We start from the raw sequence: 20761 nt of genomic DNA on the forward strand, positions 1-20761 counted from the left end.
GGAATTAAAAAATGAAACCAATTATTTCCATTATCATGGGCTCAAAATCAGACTGGGCGACCATGCAAAAAACAGCTGAAGTCCTCGACCAGTTTGGCATAGCCTACGAGAAAAAAGTCGTCTCTGCCCACCGCACACCAGACCTTATGTTCAAACACGCGGAAGAAGCACGCGACCGTGGCATCAAAATCATCATCGCAGGTGCTGGCGGAGCAGCCCACCTTCCTGGTATGGTCGCAGCCAAGACAACTTTGCCTGTCATCGGTGTGCCTGTGAAATCACGTGCCCTTAGTGGTTTGGATTCCCTCTATTCCATTGTTCAGATGCCTGGCGGTGTGCCTGTAGCAACCATGGCGATTGGAGAAGCGGGAGCAACCAACGCAGCACTAACTGCCCTTCGTATCCTTTCTATCGAGGATGGAAAAATAGCAGAGCAGCTCAGCCATTTCCACGAGGAACAAGGACGCATCGCAGAGGAGTCAACCCATGAACTCAACTAAAACAATTGGAATTATCGGTGGCGGTCAGCTGGGGCAGATGATGGCGATTTCTGCCATCTATATGGGGCACAAGGTCATCACCCTTGATCCAGCAGCGGATTGTCCAGCGTCGCGCGTGAGTGAGGTGATCGTAGCGCCTTACAGCGATGTGGAGGCGCTTCGCCAACTGGCAGAGCATTGTGATGTGCTTACCTATGAGTTTGAAAATGTTGATGCGGATGCGCTGGATGCTGTCGCCAAAGAAGGACAATTGCCTCAGGGGACAGACCTTCTTCGCATATCGCAAAACCGTATTTTTGAAAAAGATTTCTTGGCCAATAAAGCTGGCGTGACCGTGGCACCTTACAAGGTGGTGACTTCTAGCCTTGACTTGGAACATCTTGACCTGTCAAAAAAACATGTCCTCAAAACAGCGACAGGTGGCTATGATGGACATGGTCAAGTCGTTATTCGCTCGGAAGCAGACCTTGAAGATGCTAACAAACTAGCAAACTCTGCCGAGTGCGTCTTGGAAGAATTTGTGAGCTTTGATTTGGAAATTTCCGTTATCGTGTCTGGCAATGGCAAAGATGTCACTGTCTTTCCTGTTCAGGAAAATATCCACCGTAACAATATCCTGTCAAAAACCATCGTCCCAGCCCGAATTTCAGACAAGTTGAGCGTTAAAGCGCAGGCTATGGCAGTGAAAATAGCAGAGCAGCTTAACTTATCTGGCACTCTCTGTGTGGAAATGTTTGTGGCAGGCGATGAGATTCTGGTCAATGAAATCGCCCCTCGTCCCCACAATTCAGGGCATTATTCCATCGAAGCCTGTGACTTTTCACAATTTGACACTCATATCTTGGGTGTGTTAGGAAAGCCACTACCAGCCATCAAACTCCATGCCCCAGCCGTCATGCTCAATGTCCTCGGCCAACACATGGAACAAGCCCAAGCCTATATCGCAGAAAAACCTAGCGCCCACCTCCACCTCTATGGTAAAATAGAAGCAAAGCACAACCGCAAGATGGGACATGTAACGGTGTTTAGTGATGAGCCTGATAGTGTGGAGTTTTAGGAGGTTACTATGGTTCAAGAATTATTTATTGATTTTCGAGACACAAATTCAACTGTAAATATTCCGCTAGGAGAGAATGTTGTGTTATTTGGAGAAAATGGAGCAGGAAAAACTCGTGTTTTGAGAACTATTCATTCAATAATTGAATTATCTAAAGCATCATCAAGTGCAAAATTAAGCAATATTTTAAAAGATTTAAATATAGAAAACTTTAAGTTGAATGGTGTCAAATATGATGAACTGTTCAAAGGAAAAACTCGACTAGTTTCAAGAGAGAATGATAGATTTAGAGAGTATTTTCAAGAGTATAAAGAATTATTCAAAATGTATGTGGAAATGAAAATGGATTTTATTTCTACGGGTTTAGTAATTGATAATTTTTCTAATGCTGATATTAGAAGATGCAGGGAAGCGTTAGATTACTTTGTAAGGAGTGACTTTCCAAATGATTTTTCCCCAAACCTTATAAGAAGGTGGGCATATGATACTAGTCGAGTATCGGTAAGTTTATTGAAAGATGATAGCATTCATTCAAGTAGGATTGAGCGTGATTTATATGAATATGAGCGTATAATTGAACAAGTAATAAATAATTACGTACATAATTTTGGAGCTATCAACGCCTTAGCAAAAACACAAAGGTTAGATAATAAGAAATCTAAACTAAAAAAAGAACTAGCTAGTAAGTCTTCAATAGTTATTTCAACTGGGGAAAAAGATTTTGAATTATTCTTTACAGAAATACGAAAACGAGTGTTGGATTTTAAAACGAGTCTATTTAATTCATTATGGGAACAGAGTGGAACCCCATCTAAAGTGATTGACGAGATTAATTTGTTGAAAAGAAAAGTAATACGTTTTAATGATGTGATCAGCAGATATTTTAATTTAGTGATTGAGCTTGATAGAAGTGGAGAATTTACTTTTTACAAATCAGGAAGTGAACTTGAAATATCAAAATTTTCATCAGGTGAACGGAATATTATATTTCTATTTTTTAATTTAATATTCATAGATGTGGATATATATCTTATAGACGAGCCAGAAATTTCATTATCTTTATCTTTTCAAAAGAGAATAGTTGGAGATATTTTTGATGTAGTTAAAGGAAAGTCTGTAATTATTGCGACACATGCTCCATATATTTACAAGGATTTTAAATCTTATAGTACTAATAATAAGGTGGTAAAAATAGAAAACAATGTTAGATATTGAAAGTGATGAAAGTTTAGAAACTTACGACGAATTTCTTGAAGAAGTTAGTTCAAAACCATTTTGCTTTGTAGAAGGAAATAATAAATTTTTTTATCAGCAAATTAAAGAATTGTATCCTTATGTTGTAGACAATGGTGGGAATTGTATTGATATAATAGAAAAGGTAGAACATGACAAAGATAAAGTAGGAATAATTGACAATGATTATAGAGACAAAACTAAACATTTTGATAACATTGTAAAAATTGACTACTATTCTATTGAAAATATTGCTTTACAAAAGGTTCCTGAATTCACTTGTCTTAAAAATGAGTTAAAGAAGAACCAATTAGAAGAGTTAAAAATCCATGATATAAAGGTTAATTTTTTTCCACAAGAGATTGAAAATGCCAATTTTGAATTACTGCTTGGTAGAAAATATACAGAAGATACTCGTATTAACTACGTTCAGGGAACGATTACATCTGTTGATTCCTTGATTAAGTATAAAAATTTAAAAGTAGCTGTTGAAGGAACGAGTAGATATTTAAAGATGAAATTTCAAAAAAATATACAGTATATTAATGATTTACATAACTATATTAATGATAAATCATTAAAAGAAATTTTATCTAAAGATGAGTACAATCGCTTCTTAGTAATTGATAAATCAGTACGTAAGCAAGTATAGTAAGTGAAATGTAAGGAGTAAAAATGCTAAAACGTTATTCACGCCCTGAGATGGCGAACATTTGGAGTGAAGAGAACAAGTACCGTGCTTGGTTAGAGGTGGAAATCCTCGCTGATGAGGCATGGGCTGAGTTGGGTGAGATTCCCAAGGAAGATGTGGCGAAGATTCGCGCCAATGCGAGCTTTGACATCAACCGCATTTTAGAAATTGAAGAGGAGACGCGTCACGATGTGGTGGCTTTCACCCGTGCGGTGTCTGAGACCCTCGGTGAGGAGCGCAAGTGGGTGCACTATGGCTTGACTTCTACTGATGTGGTGGATACGGCTTACGGCTACCTCTACAAGCAGGCTAACGATATTATCCGTCGTGACCTTGAAAACTTTACCAACATCGTGGCAGAGAAAGCAAAAGAGCACAAGATGACCATCATGATGGGGCGTACCCACGGGGTGCATGCGGAGCCAACGACCTTCGGTCTCAAATTAGCGACTTGGTACAGTGAAATGAAGCGCAACCAAGAGCGTTTTGAGCGCGCAGCAGCTGGTGTTGAGGCTGGTAAAATTTCTGGTGCCGTTGGGAACTTTGCCAACATTCCTCCTTTCGTCGAGGAGTATGTTTGTAGTAAATTAGGCATCCGCCCGCAAGAAATTTCAACGCAGGTGTTACCTCGTGACCTCCATGCCGAATATTTTGCGGTATTGGCTAGCATCGCGACATCCATTGAACGGATGGCAACAGAGATCCGTGGTCTGCAAAAATCTGAGCAACGTGAAGTCGAAGAGTTCTTTGCCAAAGGTCAAAAAGGCAGCTCTGCTATGCCTCACAAACGTAACCCAATCGGTTCAGAAAACATGACAGGGCTTGCGCGTGTCATTCGTGGGCACATGGTGACGGCTTATGAGAACGTGGCTCTCTGGCACGAGCGTGATATTTCGCACTCATCTGCGGAGCGTATCATCACACCAGACACGACCATCCTCATCAACTACATGCTCAACCGTTTTGGTAATATCGTCAAGAATTTGACGGTCTTCCCTGAAAACATGATCCGCAACATGAATTCTACTTTTGGCTTGATTTATAGCCAACGTGTGATGTTGAAACTCATCGAAAAAGGCATGACGCGTGAGGAAGCTTACGACTTGGTACAACCAAAAACAGCCTACTCATGGGACAACCAAGTGGACTTTAAACCGTTGCTTGAAGCAGACGAAAAAGTCACTGCCAAACTTACCCAAGACGAAATCGACGAACTCTTCAACCCGGTTTATTATACAAAACGAGTGGATGATATTTTTAAACGTCTAGGACTAGACTAATCACTAACGAAACTGATGGCAAAAGCTGTCAGTTTTTTGTGTGTGAAATATATAATGTTCGTAAATTACTATTGAAACATTAAGATAATCTTAAGATAACCATAAGATTACATAAATTCTGCTTATTATTGAAAAAAACATTCTGAAATTTGATACAATGTAGATAATAAATATGTGGAGAGCGTGAAATGCTAAATGGTTGTGGTCAAAAAGTAAGAGATTTACGTGAAGGTTTGCATATTACTCGAGAAGAGTTTTGTGGCGATGAAACCGAGTTGTCTATTCGGCAATTAGCGCGTATTGAAAGTGGGCAGTCTATTCCAACGCTAGCTAAAGTAGAATACATTGCTCAACAACTAGGAGTAACTGTAGGAAGTCTCACAGATGGAGAAAACTTAGAATTGCCCAAGAGATATAAGGAGTTAAAGTACCTGATATTAAGAACTCCCACTTATCTAGACGAAGAGCGCTTAAAAGTTCGCGAAGAGCAATTTGATGAGATTTTTGAGGAATATTATGATAAGTTGCCAGAAGCTGAACAAGTGTTAGTTGATATTGTACAAGCAAGATTTGAAGTTTTTAATAGTGGCAATAAAGAGTTCGGATCAAGTATTCTAGAGGATTATTTTGAACAAGTAAAAAAGAAAAAATTTTATGGTATTAATGATATGGCTTTAATTGATCTTTATCTGATTTGTGTGCTTGTTGAAAATTTTGATGTAGAATTTTATGATGAGGTCACTTATAATCAATTTATTCAAAATTTAAGGAATCAAGGATCATATTTAAATGTTGAGGATTTATTTTTCTTAAATAAAATTTATCTTATAATCTGCTCGGTATTGGTCAAAAAAGGAGACTATGCACAATTGGAGGATTATTTAGATGAGTTATATCACCTTATTTTAAAAAGTCAGGATTTCCAACGAATGCCACTTTATTATATGTATCGTTGGAAATACAGTTTATCTTATTTAGATGATAAAAATAGTGCTGAAGAATTTTATGCGCACGCTATTCTTTTTGCAGAGATGACTAGTGATTTGTATTTAGTCAAAAAATTAAAAGATGAGTGGAAGAAGAATATCGGTGAGGAGATGTAAATTTAAGCTTAATTTGCAATATGACATTTTTGTCATGTTACTTCTTTGGTTGATACTGTAGAATAACATTTGTAAATAAAAAATAATATTCATGAGGAGCAATTTACAAATGAAAAAAATCTATTATTACTATCTACTAATTTTACCTTTATTGGCTTGTGTTTTGCAAAAGTTAGGGGAATCTAATTGGTGGGAAGGATTGTAGAGATAAACAATGATTCAACATATTATCAATATTTTACAAGGAGAACAAACATGCAACTTATGATTACCAACAAAACCTTTATTCCACAGCTCATTTGGATTTCGTCACCTGATACGCTCACTGAAGAGGTGGTTCTGTTAAAATCTCGTGAAACAAAGTGTGTGAGAGGAAATTCTTCTTTACGTGATGTAACGGTTTGGGATAGAAGTGTTGACTATCGTTTGGGACAACTTGATAAGAAGCGTATGAGCAGACATTTTAGCATTAAGACGATTGGCTAAATTTGTCTAAAATTTTTTGAAAAGAGCCATTTATAAGGAATTAGAATGCTTCTTTGACCTGATTCCTTGTAAGTGGTTCTTTTATGATTGAATGATAGAGCTGACCTTTCAGAAGAACTTCTATTTTGATTATTGGTAGAATATAGTTTGGAAAAATTATAGTAGTGACTCCATAAACACTAAATGTCGATATCAATCAAATAAGAGTCTTTTTTGTGCCAATGCTCTGCCTTTATTTTTAACTACCGAAGTGATAAAATACTGTTATGACTAGATTTTTAGATGCAGAAACAATGGGTGATGAAGCTACTGTTGAGCGCACGCTTCGCCCGCAATATTTTAGGGAATACATCGGTCAGGATAAGGTTAAAGACCAGCTTTCAATCTTTATTGAGGCTGCTAAGTTGCGTGATGAGGCGCTGGATCATGTCTTGCTTTTTGGTCCTCCTGGTCTTGGTAAGACGACGATGGCTTTCGTGATTGCCAATGAACTTGGTGTTAATCTCAAGCAAACTTCGGGTCCAATTATTGAGAAGGCTGGCGATTTGGTGGCCATTCTTAATGATCTTGAGCCTGGGGATGTCCTTTTTATTGATGAAATCCACCGGATGCCGATGGCGGTTGAAGAAGTGCTTTACAGTGCCATGGAAGATTTTTACATCGACATCATGATCGGTTCTGGCGAGACTAGCCGAAGTGTTCACCTTGATTTGCCGCCGTTCACGCTAATTGGGGCGACGACTCGGGCGGGGATGCTTTCCAACCCTTTGCGTGCTCGCTTTGGGATTAGTGGTCATATGGAGTATTATGAGCTGGATGATTTGGCGGAAATAGTAGAACGTACGGCCGATATTTTTGAGGCGGAAATTACGCATGAGGCCGCAATCGAGTTGGCTAGACGTAGCCGAGGGACGCCTCGTATAGCTAATCGTCTATTAAAACGCGTGCGTGACTTTGCTCAAATTATGGGGGATGGTTTAATTGATGACCAAATGACCGATAAGGCTCTCAATATGTTAGATGTTGACCATGAAGGTTTGGATTACGTTGACCAAAAAATTTTACGTACCATGATTGAGACATATGGAGGAGGTCCGGTTGGTCTAGGGACTCTTTCTGTCAATATCGCTGAAGAACGAGATACGGTAGAAGATATGTATGAGCCTTATCTCATTCAAAAAGGGTTTATTATGAGGACACGGACAGGACGGGTTGCCACAGCAAAAGCCTATGAACATTTGGGATATCCTTATCAGGAAAAATCTTAATTTATCTGAATGTCCAATCTATAACTAATACTTGAAAGCTAGGTTGCTACCTAGATTTTATAGCGTAATCCTAGTGTTACGCTATTTTTCTTTTATGACAATCATGCTATTTTTTGCTACAATAACGGCAAGAATAGGGTAATACTTAACCAAATTCAAAAATTACTTTTTTACTTCTTTCTAAAAAGGTGCGGACGCTCAAAAGGTTCGGGGAACCTTTTGAGGTGGGAAATAAAGCTAACGAAGTCAGTGTCCCAACCTCCTACGGAGTTTCATTGCTACTTTTTGAGCCTAGGTCTCAAAAAGTCCGTTCTTATCAAGAGTAAACTCTCGATAAGAATACCACCATGACGAAAGAAGCTCTGGTAAATCAAGCCATTTATTGGTTCTTGATTTGACTTAAACTGCTAATTTTGATTTTAAATGAATATAAGTATCTTTTTGGTCTTATCCACAGAGAAGGAGATTGCTATGTCAATGTTATTATCACCAGTTGAATTATCTGGTCTATCACTGAAAAATCGTGTGGTGATGCCGCCAATGTGTATGTACGAAGTTAAAGCAGAAGATGGTCTTCCAACAGCTTTTCACCATGCTCACTACGGAGCGCGTGCGATTGGAGGTGTCGGTCTTATCATTCAAGAAGCGACAGCTGTTGAACCAGATGGACGTCTAACTAAATATGATTTAGGGCTTTGGAATGATGAGCAAAAGGACGCATTATCAGCATTAGTAACTGAACTGCATACGTTTGGAGCTAAGGTAGGTGTTCAGTTAGGTCATGGTGGCCGTAAGTCTGCGGATGCACCAAACCCCTATGCTCCAAGTGCCATTCCTTTTGATGATAGCTACCATGCTCCTCAAGAGATGACTCGTGATGATATCGAGCGTATTAAAGGGGCTTTTGTTGCGTCAGCTATTCGTGCCGACCAAGCAGGATACGACATGATTGAGCTTCACGGGGCTCATGGTTACCTCATTAACCAATTTTTAGAACCAATAACAAACCAACGTACAGATGCTTATGGAGGTTCTTTGGAAAATCGCTTCCGCTTCTTAAAGGAAATCGTTGAAGAGATTAAAAAAGTCTTTTCAAAACCTATCTGGGTTCGCCTATCTGTAACATCATACGATGAAAATAGAAATACACTTGAAGATTATCAGCAAATTGCAAAGTGGTTAGAAGAGTTAGGCGTTGCAGCGCTTGATATTTCGACAGGAGGCCTTTTACCAATCAGACCGAATATCCCAATTTACGGTGGATACCAAGCAGGATTTTCAGCAAAAATCAAGGAAGTTGTCACAATTCCAGTGACAGCAGTTGGACGAGGTCTGATTCGTAATACGAATTGGTTAGCAGATGCAGCGGAAATCCTCCATGATCATGATTATAACGTTTATAATAATTCATACAAACGTGGACAGGTCAGATAGGATTAAAAGATTTATTAAAAACATAGCGCTTCAAAAAAAGTGCTATGTTTTTTGATAATTGTTCCTGCTAGATAAAAAGGTATAAATTTTTGTAATGAGGAAGTTATCTTTAAGTTAAACATCAAGTTTTGTAAACAAGACTTGCAACATATTGTAGCAAAAACAAGTGGGTAATAATAAAAATAGTTATCCTATCTAATTGACAATACAAAGTAGATGGATTATGATAAGGATATAAAATCTACTTGGTATTACAAAGTAGTCAGAAAGGAGGAGGAGATGGCTGTTGACACGCAATTACTAAAAGGTATTTTAGAGGGCTGTGTATTGGGGATTATCGTGCGTGGGGAAACCTATGGTTATGAGATATTGTCTGAATTGGAAAAGACAGGACTAGCTGGCATTGGTGAAGGAACCCTCTACCCCGTCTTGACGCGTTTGGATAAGCAGGGCTATATCACTTGTCGAAGAGGCAAATCTCCTCTTGGTCCTATCCGAAAGTATTATAGCATTACTCCAGAAGGTCGTGAAAAATTGCAGAGCTTCCAAGCTGATTTTCAGACCATAGTAGCCAGTGTGGAGCAGATTTTAGAATCGAAATAGGAGGTTTTATGAGTTTCTTTCAATTAGCAGAGCAGTTATCAGATCCTTACAAGGCGGTATTTAATCGAGTATATTTGTATGCAACTATTCAAGAAATTCCTGATGACGTATGCAATGATGCCATGCTCAATTTATACGATGTTTTGTATACAGCACAGGCGGAAAAGAAGCCAATTGAGCAGATTGTTGGAGATGACATTGAAGCTTTTTGTCAGTCCTATTTTGATCAACGCAAGCTTCACCGTTTTCTTACCTCTTTACCAGATCGTTTTTTCCGATGGGGAAAATGGATTTTGGAGTGGAAGTCTTCTTTATGGCGGGGGATTGGTTGACAGAACAAAATGTTGAATCTTTGAATCTTTCTACCTACCTTTTTGGTATCCTCGCGACTCTTCTCATCATTCCTATTGCCCATTTTCTTTATTATTTTCTGATTCAAAAAGGGAATCGGAAAGTTGGGTTCTTTTATGTAGTGATTTTCCTTATAACACTCTTTTTGCTGGTGGGAATTTATTTCTTCGGTCGGAAATTTGTATGGATTGTCCCTCGTTTTTGGACCTTGGGACTTGTGGGGGCTTATATTCTCCCCTATCAACTCTTTCTTTTCTATCGAAACCGTAGAAAATTTGGAACATGGTACAATCCAGATGACAGACTGTTAAAGCAGGAAATGAAAGCTGCTAAGAAGACAGTATTTTCAAATCAACTAAAAAAAGAATTGCACAAAATTTATGCGAGACGTTTCCGAAAACACTTAGCCAAAGGCAACTCATCAGAAAGCTTTTACCAGAAGTTGGAAAAGGATTTGCGACGGGATAAAGTCATTGCCAAGTGGTATTGGTTGCTAGGAGTAGTGATAGTTCTATTTTTTGTTATTTCTATCTATCTGAAGGATTCGCTGGTGGAGAGCCTCATTTTTACAGCGATTGAGGTAGCGGTTGTTTTTCCTATTGTATTTTATGTCCGGCGACTCACAACAAGTGGTTTTCCATTAAGAGAGCGTTGGCTGGAAAAAGCAGCGCCTTATCGAGCAAACTTACAGGAATTTTTTGACCAGAAGGAGGGTGACAAATGATTGAATTTTTCTTTGAACTATTAGGCATGTTGGTCTTTGAATTTGCGGATTTTGTAACAGAACAAAAAGTAGCCAAGCAAGCTAAATATCGTCACTTTTATTTCTGGGGTGGGTGGCTAAGTTGTCTAGCAGTTCTGATAATGACAGGTATCGTTGGCTTAACAACATGGGCAATTGTTGCTATTTCATTGCGAGATGATAATTTTAGATGGATGCTGTTGCTGGGCTTTTTTTTACTAGGGTTGTTACTCTTTAGTCTCAGACGCTTTTGGCGTAATTTAAAAATCATGTGGCACTTAAGAAGAGTCTATTTCAATTTGTGATGTCAGGGCATGCAAAAGGATATCATAGTTTAAGCTGGAATTTCTCCAGCTTTTATTATCTGGACGTATCGTTATACTTAACAAACATCAAAAATTACTTTTTTGTTTCTTTCTTAAAAGTGCGGACGCTCAAAAGGTTTGGGGAACCTTTTGAGGTGGGAAATAGAGTTGACAAAGTCAATATCAAAACCTCCTATGGAGTTTCATTGCTACTTTTTGAGCCTAGGTCTCAAAAAGTCCGTTCTTATCAAGCAAATTACCCTCGCTTTTTTATTTCTGAGCTTGGGCTAAAACTGTCCACTGGACAGTTTCACTAATAAGAATACCACTATAGCGAAAGAAACGTTTTAACCTCACTTCGTTCGGTGGTCTATCAATAATATTAGAAGTTCTAAAATGCTAATTTTGATTTTGGATGAGTATTAAAAAATGTTCACCGTTTTAAAAAGACAACTTTCTTCCTATTTAATTATATGTTTTTTAATGAATGGTACTTTTTAAATATTTCTAAATTGAAAAAATTTTTTTAGTGAATAGTAAATAGGAAGAAAAGGAAAAATGTGATTTCCACATTAAATTTTGAGTGTACCTTTTGTGAAAAAAGTGCTATGATAATTCCTAAGGAGGTGGACTATGAGTCTTGCATCACAAGCTATTTTAGAGGTCGAAGGAAAAATTTCAGATCGTCTAAGAGAGCATGAGGAGGCAATTTCAGCCCTTAGTCATAAGACAGACCAAGATTTAGCAGCTGCGGCAGAAGCTAGTGGCAAAGCGATTTTAGCATATCAAAAAGCTAAAGAGTCTCAGTTGACTGGCGAAATTGCCCAAAAAGAAACGGCATCTCAGCAACAGATTTCAGAAGAAGTTGCGAGATTAACAGACAAGGTTGCTCAGAAAGAAGCTGAGCTCATTGCTAGCATTTTAGAGGAGGTAAGGACGCGGTATGGCGGTATCTAAAATGCAAAAACTTCTCATTCTGACGGATTATCAGACGAGAGGTGAACTTTTAAAATCCGTCCAAGAATTTCAAGCTTTTGAGCCGGCTGCGGTAGAGGATATGCGTTGCGGGGACAAGACATTGAGTGAGTTAACAACTCAAATACAGTCCCTTGAAACAGAATTAGCTCAAGTAGCGCAGGCTCAGACCTATTTGAAAGCTGTCACCCCGAAAAAAATTTGGAGTGATCGTTTCCATTTAACTGCGCAAGCTTTTGCCAAAAAAATGACAGAGGTAAAAGAACGTGACCTTTTAGGGCAAGTTCTGGCTCTTCAGCAAAAGTCCGGTTTGGTGCAAAAGCAACTGGATGATTTGGATGAAAATATCGAGCTTGCCAATAAGTGGAAGACACTTTCTTTTTTGAAAAAAGATCGCAGAGCATTGAAGGCAACTTATGCTATCATAGGGACTTTGCCTGAGGATCCAAATCAAGAAAAGCTAAGTCAACTTTTGGCGCGTGATGATTTCTATGTGGAGCGTTTGTTCCAAAATGATTTGGAACAAGGCTTAGTGGTCTATGCGAACCGTGCTGCCAAACATGAGCTCAAGGAGTTTTTGGACACTCTTCACTTTGATCAGTTTGATTTTCCTTTTGGAAAATTACCTGCTGAGCAATTGAAAGATTTCAAGATTGAACGTTCAAAGCTACTGGATGAACAAAAAGCAGTTGCTGCTAAATTAAGGGTTCTCAGTCAAGATTATGCAGATTTGATGTTCTTAGAAGAAGACCTTTACAATCAAAAGGAGCGTCTTCGTGCAGAACAATTACTGGCATCTGGTCAAGAGCTGGTTGGTTTATCTGGCTGGGTCAGAGAGGAAGACATTTCTCATTTGAAGGAGCTTTTAGCAGAGACTCTGCCATCAGGATCTTACATCAGTTTGGTTGACGATACAGAGGTTCCTGAAAAAGAGATACCAACGCAATTATCTAACCATCCTTTAGTTGAACCATTTGAACTTTTGACAGAGATGTATAGTCTGCCTAAGTATTCTGAGGTTGACCCTACTCCATATATGGCTCCTTTCTATGCTGTCTTCTTTGGGATGATGGTTGCTGATATTGGGTATGGGTTACTTATGCTCTTAGGGACTGGTTATGCCCTAACGAGAATGAAGCAGTCCAAAGGGATGCGTAAAAATATGAAGTTGTTTCATATTTTGTCTTACCCAACCATTTTATGGGGAGTTTTCTTTGGTTCCTTCTTCGGGATTGAATTACCTTTCCACGTCTTATCAACATCGACAGATGTTATTTCGATTTTGATTTTGTCAGTGGTATTTGGATTTATCCAATTGATGTTTGGTTTAGCCATCAATACAGGCTTACAAATTAAGGCAAAAGATTACCCAGCTGCTGTTTCAGATGGTATTGGTTGGTTAGGATTACTAGTAGGTGTTATCTTACTTGTTTTACAATCAGTAACTGGACAGGCTATTCTTGGTGAAGTTGGGAAATGGGTGCTTATTGTCAATGCTGTGCTTATTGTTTTAGGTACTGCAGCAGGTGCAAAAAATAAATTCCTAGGTCTTGGCTCAGGTCTTTATAAATTATATGGGGCAACCTCTTATATTGGTGATGTGGCTAGTTACACACGTTTGATGGCACTTTGTGTGTCAGGTGCAAGTATTGCTTCTTCCTTTAACATGGTTGTTGGCTTATTACCGCCTCTGGCACGTTTTTCAGTCGGTATTCCCTTAATTCTTGCTTTACAGGCACTAAACCTAGGGATGTCACTACTGGGAGCTTATGTTCATGCGATCCGTCTTCAATTTGTTGAATTTTTTGGCAAATTCTATGAAGGTGGTGGGCGTGCTTTTAAACCACTAAAAACTTACGAAAAATACACAGATTTAAAAACTAGAAAAATGGAGAAATAATAACATGAAAGCATTTTTAGAATTTTTGACATCAGCTAACGGTGGTGTCCTTATGGCTGTAACAGGTATGGCGATTTCAATGATTTTTGCAGGAACTGGATCAGCTAAAGGTGTTGGTATGACAGGTGAAGCAGCAGCTGCACTTGCAAAAGAACAACCAGAAAAATTTGGTAAATCATTGATTTTACAATTGTTGCCAGGTACACAAGGTTTTTACGGCATGATCATCTCATTGATGATTTTCTTGAAATTAGGAAGCGAGATTGATTTCCAACTTGGTGCGAAGCTTTTGGCAGCAGGCTTCACAATGGGATTCACTGGATTAACATCAGCAATTGCCCAAGGCCGTGTTGCTACGACTGGTATTCAAATTTTGGCTAAAAACGAAGAACACTTTATGAAAGGTGCTATCTACGCAGGTATGGTTGAGATGTATGCCATCCTTGGTCTCGTTATTGCCATCATGATTCTTGTCTAAGCGGGTGGCGCTTATGGCAGAATTACAGGAATTTACAGCTAATATTTTAGCTCGTAAAGAGGAAGAATTGTCGCTTTTATTAGAAAAAGCAACAGCTGATGAGAAGGCTAGACTAGAAGCAGGTTTAATGGCTATTTCTGAAAAAGAAAGAGCAGAAAAAGCAAAGCTAGATAGTAAATTTGCTTTAGAGACGGCAACGGCCTTGCAAGGTATTGACAATAAAAGCCGTAATACCATTCTTTCAAATCGACAAGAGCAGTTGCGTAGTTTGTTTGACAAGGCCTATCAAACCATGGCAAATTGGGATAGCCAAACTTTTAATGGTTTCTTACAAGGTGTCTTGGAGCAGTTGGATAAAAGTAAACACTACCGTTTACAGCTAGGTGAACAGAGTCAACATGACCTGAATTTACCATCTCATGTGAGTTTAGATTCAGAAAGTATTCCAAACGAAGCAGGTTTTGTTCTTGAAGCTGATGGTGTGCGTTACAATTATCTTTTCCGTGCCCTTTTAACTGATTTGACCCAAGACATGATGGGACGTTTGTCACGTCAACTTGGATAGCAAGGAGGTTGCTATGCTAGATATTGACTATGCAAGTATCAATACGGCTGTCCGTATTCGTGAAAAGGACTTATTGAGTCGAGATACCTTTGAAAGTCTTCTAAAGGCTAAGGACTTCGTTCAAGCTCAGCAACTGTTGAAATCAACTCATTACCATGATCTTACTGAGGATTTTGAACCACTATTAATGACAGAGTTGGCTAAAACGGCTGAATTTGTGACAGAACAAGTTGAAGATGCCCCAGTAGCTCAGATTTTTGCACTGATTTATACTTATCATAATCTAAAAGTGCTTTTAAAAAATCATTTGGCAGGTTTGGAGTTAACAGACCTCCTCTTACCCATGGGAGCATATCCTATTGATGAGTTGAAAAATCTAGTCAAGACAGAACAATCTGAAACCTTACCAGAAGTTTTGGTACAAGCGGTGCAAGATACCTGTCAAGATTATCGTGAGTATGGACGCCTAGAAAGTGTCGATGTCCTTCTTGACCGTCGTTACTTTAAGCATTTAGTAGCTGTTGCAAGAAGTTTAAACGATTCAACTATTCTGAATATGGTTCAGGCTTGGGTGGACCTTTATAATTTGAATTGTATTTTCCGTTTACGGGATAAAAAGCTGTCGCGAGCCTTTCTGATGACCGTTTTGTCAAACGAAGGTCAACTTAATCAACTAGAACTTATTGGGCTAGCGCAAGCCAATCGGTATGAAGAGATTCTTAACTTGTTGAATGAGACAGCCTATGCTAGTGCTTTAACAGGTATGATTGATCAAAATGGAAACTTAAATTTATCGCTAGAGTTAGCACGTGATCGTGTGTCTCATGCCTATTTAGACGATGCTCGTTTTGAAGCCTTTGGCTATTTACCCTTACTAGCTTATCAATATTATAAAGAGATGGAAGTTAAAAACCTGCGCTTGATTTTAACAGGTAAGGTGAATGACTTTGACCAATCCATGTTAAGAGAAAGGATGAGACCAATTTATGACTTATAAGATTGCTGTTGTCGGTGATAAGGACTCAATCCTACCTTTCAAAATGATTGGCTTTGAGATTTTTGATGCCAAAACGAGTCAGGTGGCTCGTCAAACGATTGATCAGCTTGCGCAGGACGACTATGGTATTATCTATGTGACAGAGAGTCTTGCTCAAGAAATCCCTGAAACGTTAGAGCGCTACCGCAGTCAGGCAGTGCCGGCGGTTATTCTAATTCCTAACTACAAGGGGAGCCTAGGTCTTGGCATGCAAAATATTCAGGATAATGTCGAAAAAGCCATTGGGCAAAATATTCTCTAGAAGATAAAACACGAAAAGATCTTATGAAAGGAGCTCGTGTGAAAACTGGAACAATTATAAAAGTATCTGGTCCACTGGTTATGGCTAGTGGCATGGAAGATGCTAATATTCAAGATATCTGTAAGGTTGGGACAATCGGCCTTATCGGTGAAATTATTGAGATGCGTAAAGATGTCGCATCTATTCAGGTTTATGAAGAAACATCAGGTATTGGTCCTGGTGAACCAGTTGTGACAACTGGTGAAGCCCTTTCTGTAGAGTTGGGTCCAGGTATCCTCTCTCAGATGTTTGATGGGATTCAACGCCCTCTAGATACTTACCATGAGGAAACAAACAGTGACTTCCTTTTGCGTGGTGTTGAGATTAAACCATTGAGCCGTCAAAAGGTATGGCACTTCACCCCTGCAGTAGCTGTTGGTGACAAGGTAGTTGCTGGTGATATTGTCGGAACGGTTCAAGAAACTTCTGTTATTGAGCATCGTATCATGGTACCTTTTGGTAAAGAAGGAGTTATTAAGTCTATTGAAGAAGGTGACTATACTCTCAACGATACGGTTTATGTCCTTGAAACAGCGACTGGTGAGGAAAGCTTTACCTTGATGCAAAAATGGCCAGTTCGTCGTGGTCGTCCATTTGCTCAAAAATTAAATCCAAAAGAGCCGATGTTGACTGGTCAACGTGTTATTGACACTTTCTTCCCAGTTGCTAAGGGTGGTGCTGCTGCGGTACCTGGTCCGTTCGGTGCTGGTAAAACCGTTGTGCAACACCAAGTGGCGAAATGGTCTGACGTGGACATCGTGGTTTACGTTGGTTGTGGGGAACGTGGAAATGAAATGACAGACGTTCTGAATGAGTTCCCAGAATTGATTGACCCAAATACAGGTCAGTCGTTGATGAACCGTACCATTTTGATTGCAAACACGTCTAATATGCCCGTAGCGGCACGTGAAGCATCTATTTATACAGGTATTACCATTGCAGAATACTTCCGTGATATGGGCTACAATGTGGCAATCATGGCTGACTCAACTTCTCGTTGGGCAGAAGCGCTTCGTGAAATGTCAGGACGTTTGGAAGAAATGCCTGGTGACGAAGGGTACCCTGCCTATCTTGGTAGCCGTATTGCGGAATACTATGAACGTGCAGGTAAAGTGATTTCACTTGGTAGCACAGGGCGTGAAGGGTCTGTGACGGCTATCGGTGCGGTATCACCTCCAGGGGGGGATATTTCCGAGCCTGTTACGCAAAATACGCTTCGTATCGTTAAAGTGTTCTGGGGCTTGGACGCTCTCTTGGCACAAAAACGTCATTTCCCATCAATGAACTGGTTGTCATCTTACTCGCTTTATTCAGATGAAATTGGTGAGTATCTTGATGAGAAGCTTGGAACAAACTGGTCTGAAAAAGTGACGCATGCCATGAAAACTCTTCAAGAAGAGTCAGAATTGGAAGAAATCGTGCGTTTGGTTGGTCTTGATTCGTTATCAGATAAAGACAAGATTACCATGTTGATTGCTCGTATGATCCGTGAAGATTACCTTCAACAAAATGCCTTTGATGAGATAGATACCTTTACATCATACGCGAAACAGTCACTCATGCTTGACTTGATTAGTAATTTTGAAAAAGAAGCGCGTAAAGCGTTAGAGCTAGGTGCCTACTACAATGAAATTTTATCAGGGACAGTTGCCTTGCGTGACCGCATTGCGCGTGCCAAGTATGTTGCTGAAAAAGACCTTGATCAGTTAGAAGCTCTGCTATTGTCAATCCCAGAAGAGCTTAAAGCTATCGTTGGGAAAGGAGGAATGACTGCCAATGATTAAAGAATACAAAACGGTCAGTGAAGTTGTCGGCCCTCTGATGATGGTCGAAGGTGTCGAGGGTATCAAGTTTGATGAACTGGTTGACATTCAAATTCAAGATGGTTCAACCCGTCGTGGTCAGGTCTTGGAAGTTCAAGAAGATAAGGCTGTTGTGCAGCTCTTTGAAAGTGCTGCAGGAATTAACTTGCGTGATACGAAAGTTCGTTTCCGTGGAAAACCGCTAGAACTTGCGGTGTCAGAGGATATGCTTGGGCGTGTCTTTGATGGGATGGGTAAAGTGAAAGATGGTGGTCCAGAGATTTTGGCGGAGCAAAGCCTTGATATCAATGGTCAAGCCATTAACCCAATTCGTCGTGACTATCCAGATGAATTTATCCAAACAGGTATTTCTGCTATTGACCATTTGAACACGCTGGTGCGTGGTCAGAAATTGCCAGTGTTCTCTGGTTCAGGTCTGCCTCACAAGGAATTGGCGGCGCAGATTGCCCGTCAAGCAACGGTACTTAATTCAGATGAGAAATTTGCCGTTGTCTTTGCAGCAATGGGGATTACCTTTGAGGAAGCCGAGTACTTCATGGAAGATTTCCGTAAGACAGGTGCCATTGAGCGTTCAGTCATGTTTATCAACTTGGCCAATGACCCAGCGATTGAGCGTATTGCCACACCGAAAATGGCTTTGACAACAGCTGAGTATTTGGCTTACGAAAAGGACATGCACGTTTTGGTTATCATGACAGACATGACGAACTACTGTGAAGCCCTTCGTGAGGTCTCAGCAGCTCGTCGTGAGGTTCCAGGTCGTCGTGGTTACCCAGGTTACCTTTATACTAACTTGTCAACGCTTTACGAGCGTGCAGGACGTTTGGTTGGTAAAAAAGGATCTGTGACTCAGATTCCAATTTTGACCATGCCAGAGGATGATATCACTCACCCAATTCCTGACTTGACTGGTTATATCACAGAAGGTCAGATTATCTTGGCGCGTGATTTGTACAATGCTGGTTACAAACCACCAATCAATGTGTTGCCATCTCTTTCTCGTTTGAAAGATAAAGGAACTGGTGAAGGCAAGACACGTGCTGACCATGCAGCAACCATGAACCAACTCTTTGCGGCCTATGCCCAAGGGAAACAGGTTAAGGAATTGGCAGTGGTGCTTGGGGAATCAGCTCTCTCTGAAACGGATAAATTATATGTGAAATTCACGACCCGTTTTGAGGAAGAATACATTAACCAAGGCTTCTATACCAACCGTAGCATCATTGATAGTTTAACCCTAGGTTGGGAACTCTTGTCAATCTTGCCACGAACGGAGTTGAAACGGATTAAGGACGATATGCTGGACGAATACCTTCCAAAAACGGAGGGCTAGTCTATGGCAAGACTTAATGTAAAACCGACTCGTATGGAGTTGTCAGTCTTGAAAAAACGATTGAAAACCTCTACCCGTGGTCACAAATTACTCAAGGATAAGCAAGATGAATTGATGCGTCGCTTTATTGACTTGATCAAGCAAAATAACCTGTTGCGTCAGTCAGTTGAAGAACGCTTGACGCGTGCGATGCAGGCTTTCGTCCTTGCCAAGTCAACCTTGTCAGAAAGTTTCATCGAGGAATCGTTTGCTTTGCCAACACAGGCTGTCAACTTACAGATTGATCAGAAGAATATCATGTCCGTGAATGTTCCTCAGCTACACGTCCAGTTACCTGAGAAGGCAAGTGAGTTCCAATACGGTTTCTTAAACTCCAATAGTGAAATGGATGATGCCATTGATACTTTCCAAACCATCAGTCAAGACTTGTTAGAATTGACAGAGATTGAAAAAACCTGTCAACTCTTAGCAGATGAAATCGAAAAGACGCGTCGTCGGGTTAATGCCTTGGAACACATGATTATTCCTCAGCTGAAAGAGACGATTGATTACATCCAGATGAAGCTGGAAGAAAATGAACGGAGTAACATTATCCGTATGATGAAAGTTAAAGATATTCAGTAAGGAGTGTTATGCCAAGAAGGGAGCAAGCGATTATCACAAACATGTGCTTGATTGAGGATGGTCAAGGCAACCTTGTCATGCAACGGCGAGATCCTAACCGTTATCGCTGGAGCGGCTGGTCTTTGCCTGGCGGACATGTTGAACATCAGGAGAGTCTTCATGATGCAGTCATCAGAGAGATTTTTGAAGAGACTGGATTGACGATTAGTCAGCCTAAACTTGTTGGTGTGAAGCACTGGCAGACTCAAAACGACGAGCGCTATTTAGTCTTTTGCTACAAGGCAAGTCACTATTCAGGAGAGTTACAGTCTTCTGAAGAAGGAGAAGTCGCGTGGATTTCTCGTCAGGAGTTGCCTCAGCTAGACCTTGCTTATGATATACTGGCGATGCTCCGTCTCTTTGACGAAGAGAATCTTTCAGAATTTTATTACCCACCCGAAAAGGAAAACGGAGACTGGGTGAAACGCTTTTATTAAAAAATAGGACTGAGTACAGAGGTACTTGGTCTTTTTTGGTAAGATGGGAAGATGTCTTATATCTGAAGTGAATGTCTTCTGTGGGTATCTGCTACCGGTGAACCCAATAGCGATTCCCGAGCCTGATTATCGTGAGGTAGTGGGTTAATGAACATAGCGAGGATAAAACGCTTCTTTTGCCATAGTGGAATCCTAAG

23 protein-coding genes are annotated in these 20761 nt (G+C 40.0%); all 23 read left to right on the forward strand.

Features of this window, described 5'->3' with window-relative positions; genetic code table 11:
• Window positions 1-11: 11 nt before the first annotated feature.
• The 23 genes from purE to EAF07_RS07175 all read left to right on the forward strand — a co-directional run bounded on the left by purE (window position 12) and on the right by EAF07_RS07175 (window position 20564).
• The gene (gene purE, locus EAF07_RS07060; RefSeq protein ID WP_121835877.1) at window positions 12-500 is read left to right on the forward strand and encodes a 5-(carboxyamino)imidazole ribonucleotide mutase; all 489 of its coding nucleotides are present in this window, start codon (window positions 12-14) and stop codon (window positions 498-500) included.
• A complete protein-coding gene (gene purK, locus EAF07_RS07065; protein ID WP_121835878.1) occupies window positions 487-1557 on the forward strand; it encodes a 5-(carboxyamino)imidazole ribonucleotide synthase in 1071 nt (356 codons plus the stop codon). Before purE ends, purK begins: the two co-directional genes overlap by 14 nt.
• A 9-nt stretch (window positions 1558-1566) precedes the next feature.
• Window positions 1567-2772 (forward strand): AAA family ATPase, encoded by a 1206-nt coding sequence (locus EAF07_RS07070; protein ID WP_121835879.1) that lies wholly within the window; start codon window positions 1567-1569, stop codon window positions 2770-2772.
• Complete coding sequence (locus tag EAF07_RS07075) at window positions 2759-3442, forward strand: hypothetical protein (RefSeq protein ID WP_121835880.1); 684 nt, start codon at window positions 2759-2761, stop codon at window positions 3440-3442. The genes EAF07_RS07070 and EAF07_RS07075 overlap by 14 nt, the downstream gene beginning before the upstream one ends.
• 23 nt (window positions 3443-3465) lie before the next feature.
• On the forward strand, window positions 3466-4761 hold the full coding sequence (gene purB, locus EAF07_RS07080) for an adenylosuccinate lyase (protein WP_121835881.1): 1296 nt from the start codon (window positions 3466-3468) through the stop codon (window positions 4759-4761).
• A 188-nt stretch (window positions 4762-4949) separates the two neighbouring features.
• Window positions 4950-5864 (forward strand): helix-turn-helix domain-containing protein, encoded by a 915-nt coding sequence (locus EAF07_RS07085; protein ID WP_121835882.1) that lies wholly within the window; start codon window positions 4950-4952, stop codon window positions 5862-5864.
• A gap of 255 nt (window positions 5865-6119) precedes the next feature.
• A complete protein-coding gene (locus EAF07_RS07090; protein WP_121835883.1) occupies window positions 6120-6350 on the forward strand; it encodes a hypothetical protein in 231 nt (76 codons plus the stop codon).
• Window positions 6351-6616: 266 nt separating this feature from the next.
• The gene (gene ruvB, locus EAF07_RS07095; RefSeq protein WP_121835884.1) at window positions 6617-7618 is read left to right on the forward strand and encodes a Holliday junction branch migration DNA helicase RuvB; all 1002 of its coding nucleotides are present in this window, start codon (window positions 6617-6619) and stop codon (window positions 7616-7618) included.
• A gap of 471 nt (window positions 7619-8089) precedes the next feature.
• On the forward strand, window positions 8090-9052 hold the full coding sequence (locus EAF07_RS07100; RefSeq protein ID WP_121835885.1) for an oxidoreductase: 963 nt from the start codon (window positions 8090-8092) through the stop codon (window positions 9050-9052).
• Window positions 9053-9331: 279 nt separating this feature from the next.
• Window positions 9332-9655 (forward strand): PadR family transcriptional regulator, encoded by a 324-nt coding sequence (locus tag EAF07_RS07105; RefSeq protein WP_121835886.1) that lies wholly within the window; start codon window positions 9332-9334, stop codon window positions 9653-9655.
• An 8-nt stretch (window positions 9656-9663) separates the two neighbouring features.
• On the forward strand, window positions 9664-9987 hold the full coding sequence (locus tag EAF07_RS07110; RefSeq protein WP_121835887.1) for a hypothetical protein: 324 nt from the start codon (window positions 9664-9666) through the stop codon (window positions 9985-9987).
• On the forward strand, window positions 9969-10730 hold the full coding sequence (locus tag EAF07_RS07115) for a hypothetical protein (protein WP_121835888.1): 762 nt from the start codon (window positions 9969-9971) through the stop codon (window positions 10728-10730). The genes EAF07_RS07110 and EAF07_RS07115 overlap by 19 nt, the downstream gene beginning before the upstream one ends.
• Window positions 10727-11053, forward strand: a complete 327-nt coding sequence (locus EAF07_RS07120; RefSeq protein ID WP_121835889.1) for a hypothetical protein — start codon at window positions 10727-10729, stop codon at window positions 11051-11053. The genes EAF07_RS07115 and EAF07_RS07120 overlap by 4 nt, the downstream gene beginning before the upstream one ends.
• Before the next feature lie 633 nt (window positions 11054-11686).
• Entirely contained in the window at window positions 11687-12010 is a 324-nt protein-coding gene (locus tag EAF07_RS07130; protein WP_121835891.1) for a hypothetical protein, read from the forward strand.
• On the forward strand, window positions 11997-13928 hold the full coding sequence (locus tag EAF07_RS07135) for a V-type ATP synthase subunit I (protein ID WP_121835892.1): 1932 nt from the start codon (window positions 11997-11999) through the stop codon (window positions 13926-13928). Before EAF07_RS07130 ends, EAF07_RS07135 begins: the two co-directional genes overlap by 14 nt.
• Window positions 13929-13932: 4 nt before the next feature.
• Window positions 13933-14406 carry a V-type ATP synthase subunit K gene (locus EAF07_RS07140; protein ID WP_121835893.1) on the forward strand — a complete coding sequence of 158 codons (474 nt, stop codon included), beginning with the start codon at window positions 13933-13935 and terminating at the stop codon, window positions 14404-14406.
• A gap of 13 nt (window positions 14407-14419) precedes the next feature.
• Window positions 14420-14971: a hypothetical protein gene (locus EAF07_RS07145; protein WP_121835894.1), complete on the forward strand. Its 552-nt coding sequence runs from the start codon at window positions 14420-14422 to the stop codon at window positions 14969-14971.
• 13 nt (window positions 14972-14984) lie between these two features.
• Window positions 14985-15968, forward strand: coding sequence for a V-type ATPase subunit (locus tag EAF07_RS07150; RefSeq protein ID WP_121835895.1), 984 nt, complete (start codon window positions 14985-14987; stop codon window positions 15966-15968).
• Window positions 15958-16269: a V-type ATP synthase subunit F gene (locus EAF07_RS07155; RefSeq protein WP_121835896.1), complete on the forward strand. Its 312-nt coding sequence runs from the start codon at window positions 15958-15960 to the stop codon at window positions 16267-16269. Before EAF07_RS07150 ends, EAF07_RS07155 begins: the two co-directional genes overlap by 11 nt.
• Window positions 16270-16307: 38 nt before the next feature.
• The gene (locus EAF07_RS07160; protein WP_121835897.1) at window positions 16308-18092 is read left to right on the forward strand and encodes a V-type ATP synthase subunit A; all 1785 of its coding nucleotides are present in this window, start codon (window positions 16308-16310) and stop codon (window positions 18090-18092) included.
• Window positions 18079-19464 carry a V-type ATP synthase subunit B gene (locus EAF07_RS07165; protein ID WP_121835898.1) on the forward strand — a complete coding sequence of 462 codons (1386 nt, stop codon included), beginning with the start codon at window positions 18079-18081 and terminating at the stop codon, window positions 19462-19464. Before EAF07_RS07160 ends, EAF07_RS07165 begins: the two co-directional genes overlap by 14 nt.
• A 3-nt stretch (window positions 19465-19467) precedes the next feature.
• Window positions 19468-20088: a V-type ATP synthase subunit D gene (locus tag EAF07_RS07170; protein WP_121835899.1), complete on the forward strand. Its 621-nt coding sequence runs from the start codon at window positions 19468-19470 to the stop codon at window positions 20086-20088.
• An 8-nt stretch (window positions 20089-20096) separates the two neighbouring features.
• Entirely contained in the window at window positions 20097-20564 is a 468-nt protein-coding gene (locus tag EAF07_RS07175) for an 8-oxo-dGTP diphosphatase (protein WP_121835900.1), read from the forward strand.
• Window positions 20565-20761 lie beyond the last annotated feature (197 nt).

The sequence above is a fragment of the Streptococcus hillyeri genome (assembly GCF_003686955.1).
Classification (GTDB): domain Bacteria; phylum Bacillota; class Bacilli; order Lactobacillales; family Streptococcaceae; genus Streptococcus; species Streptococcus hillyeri.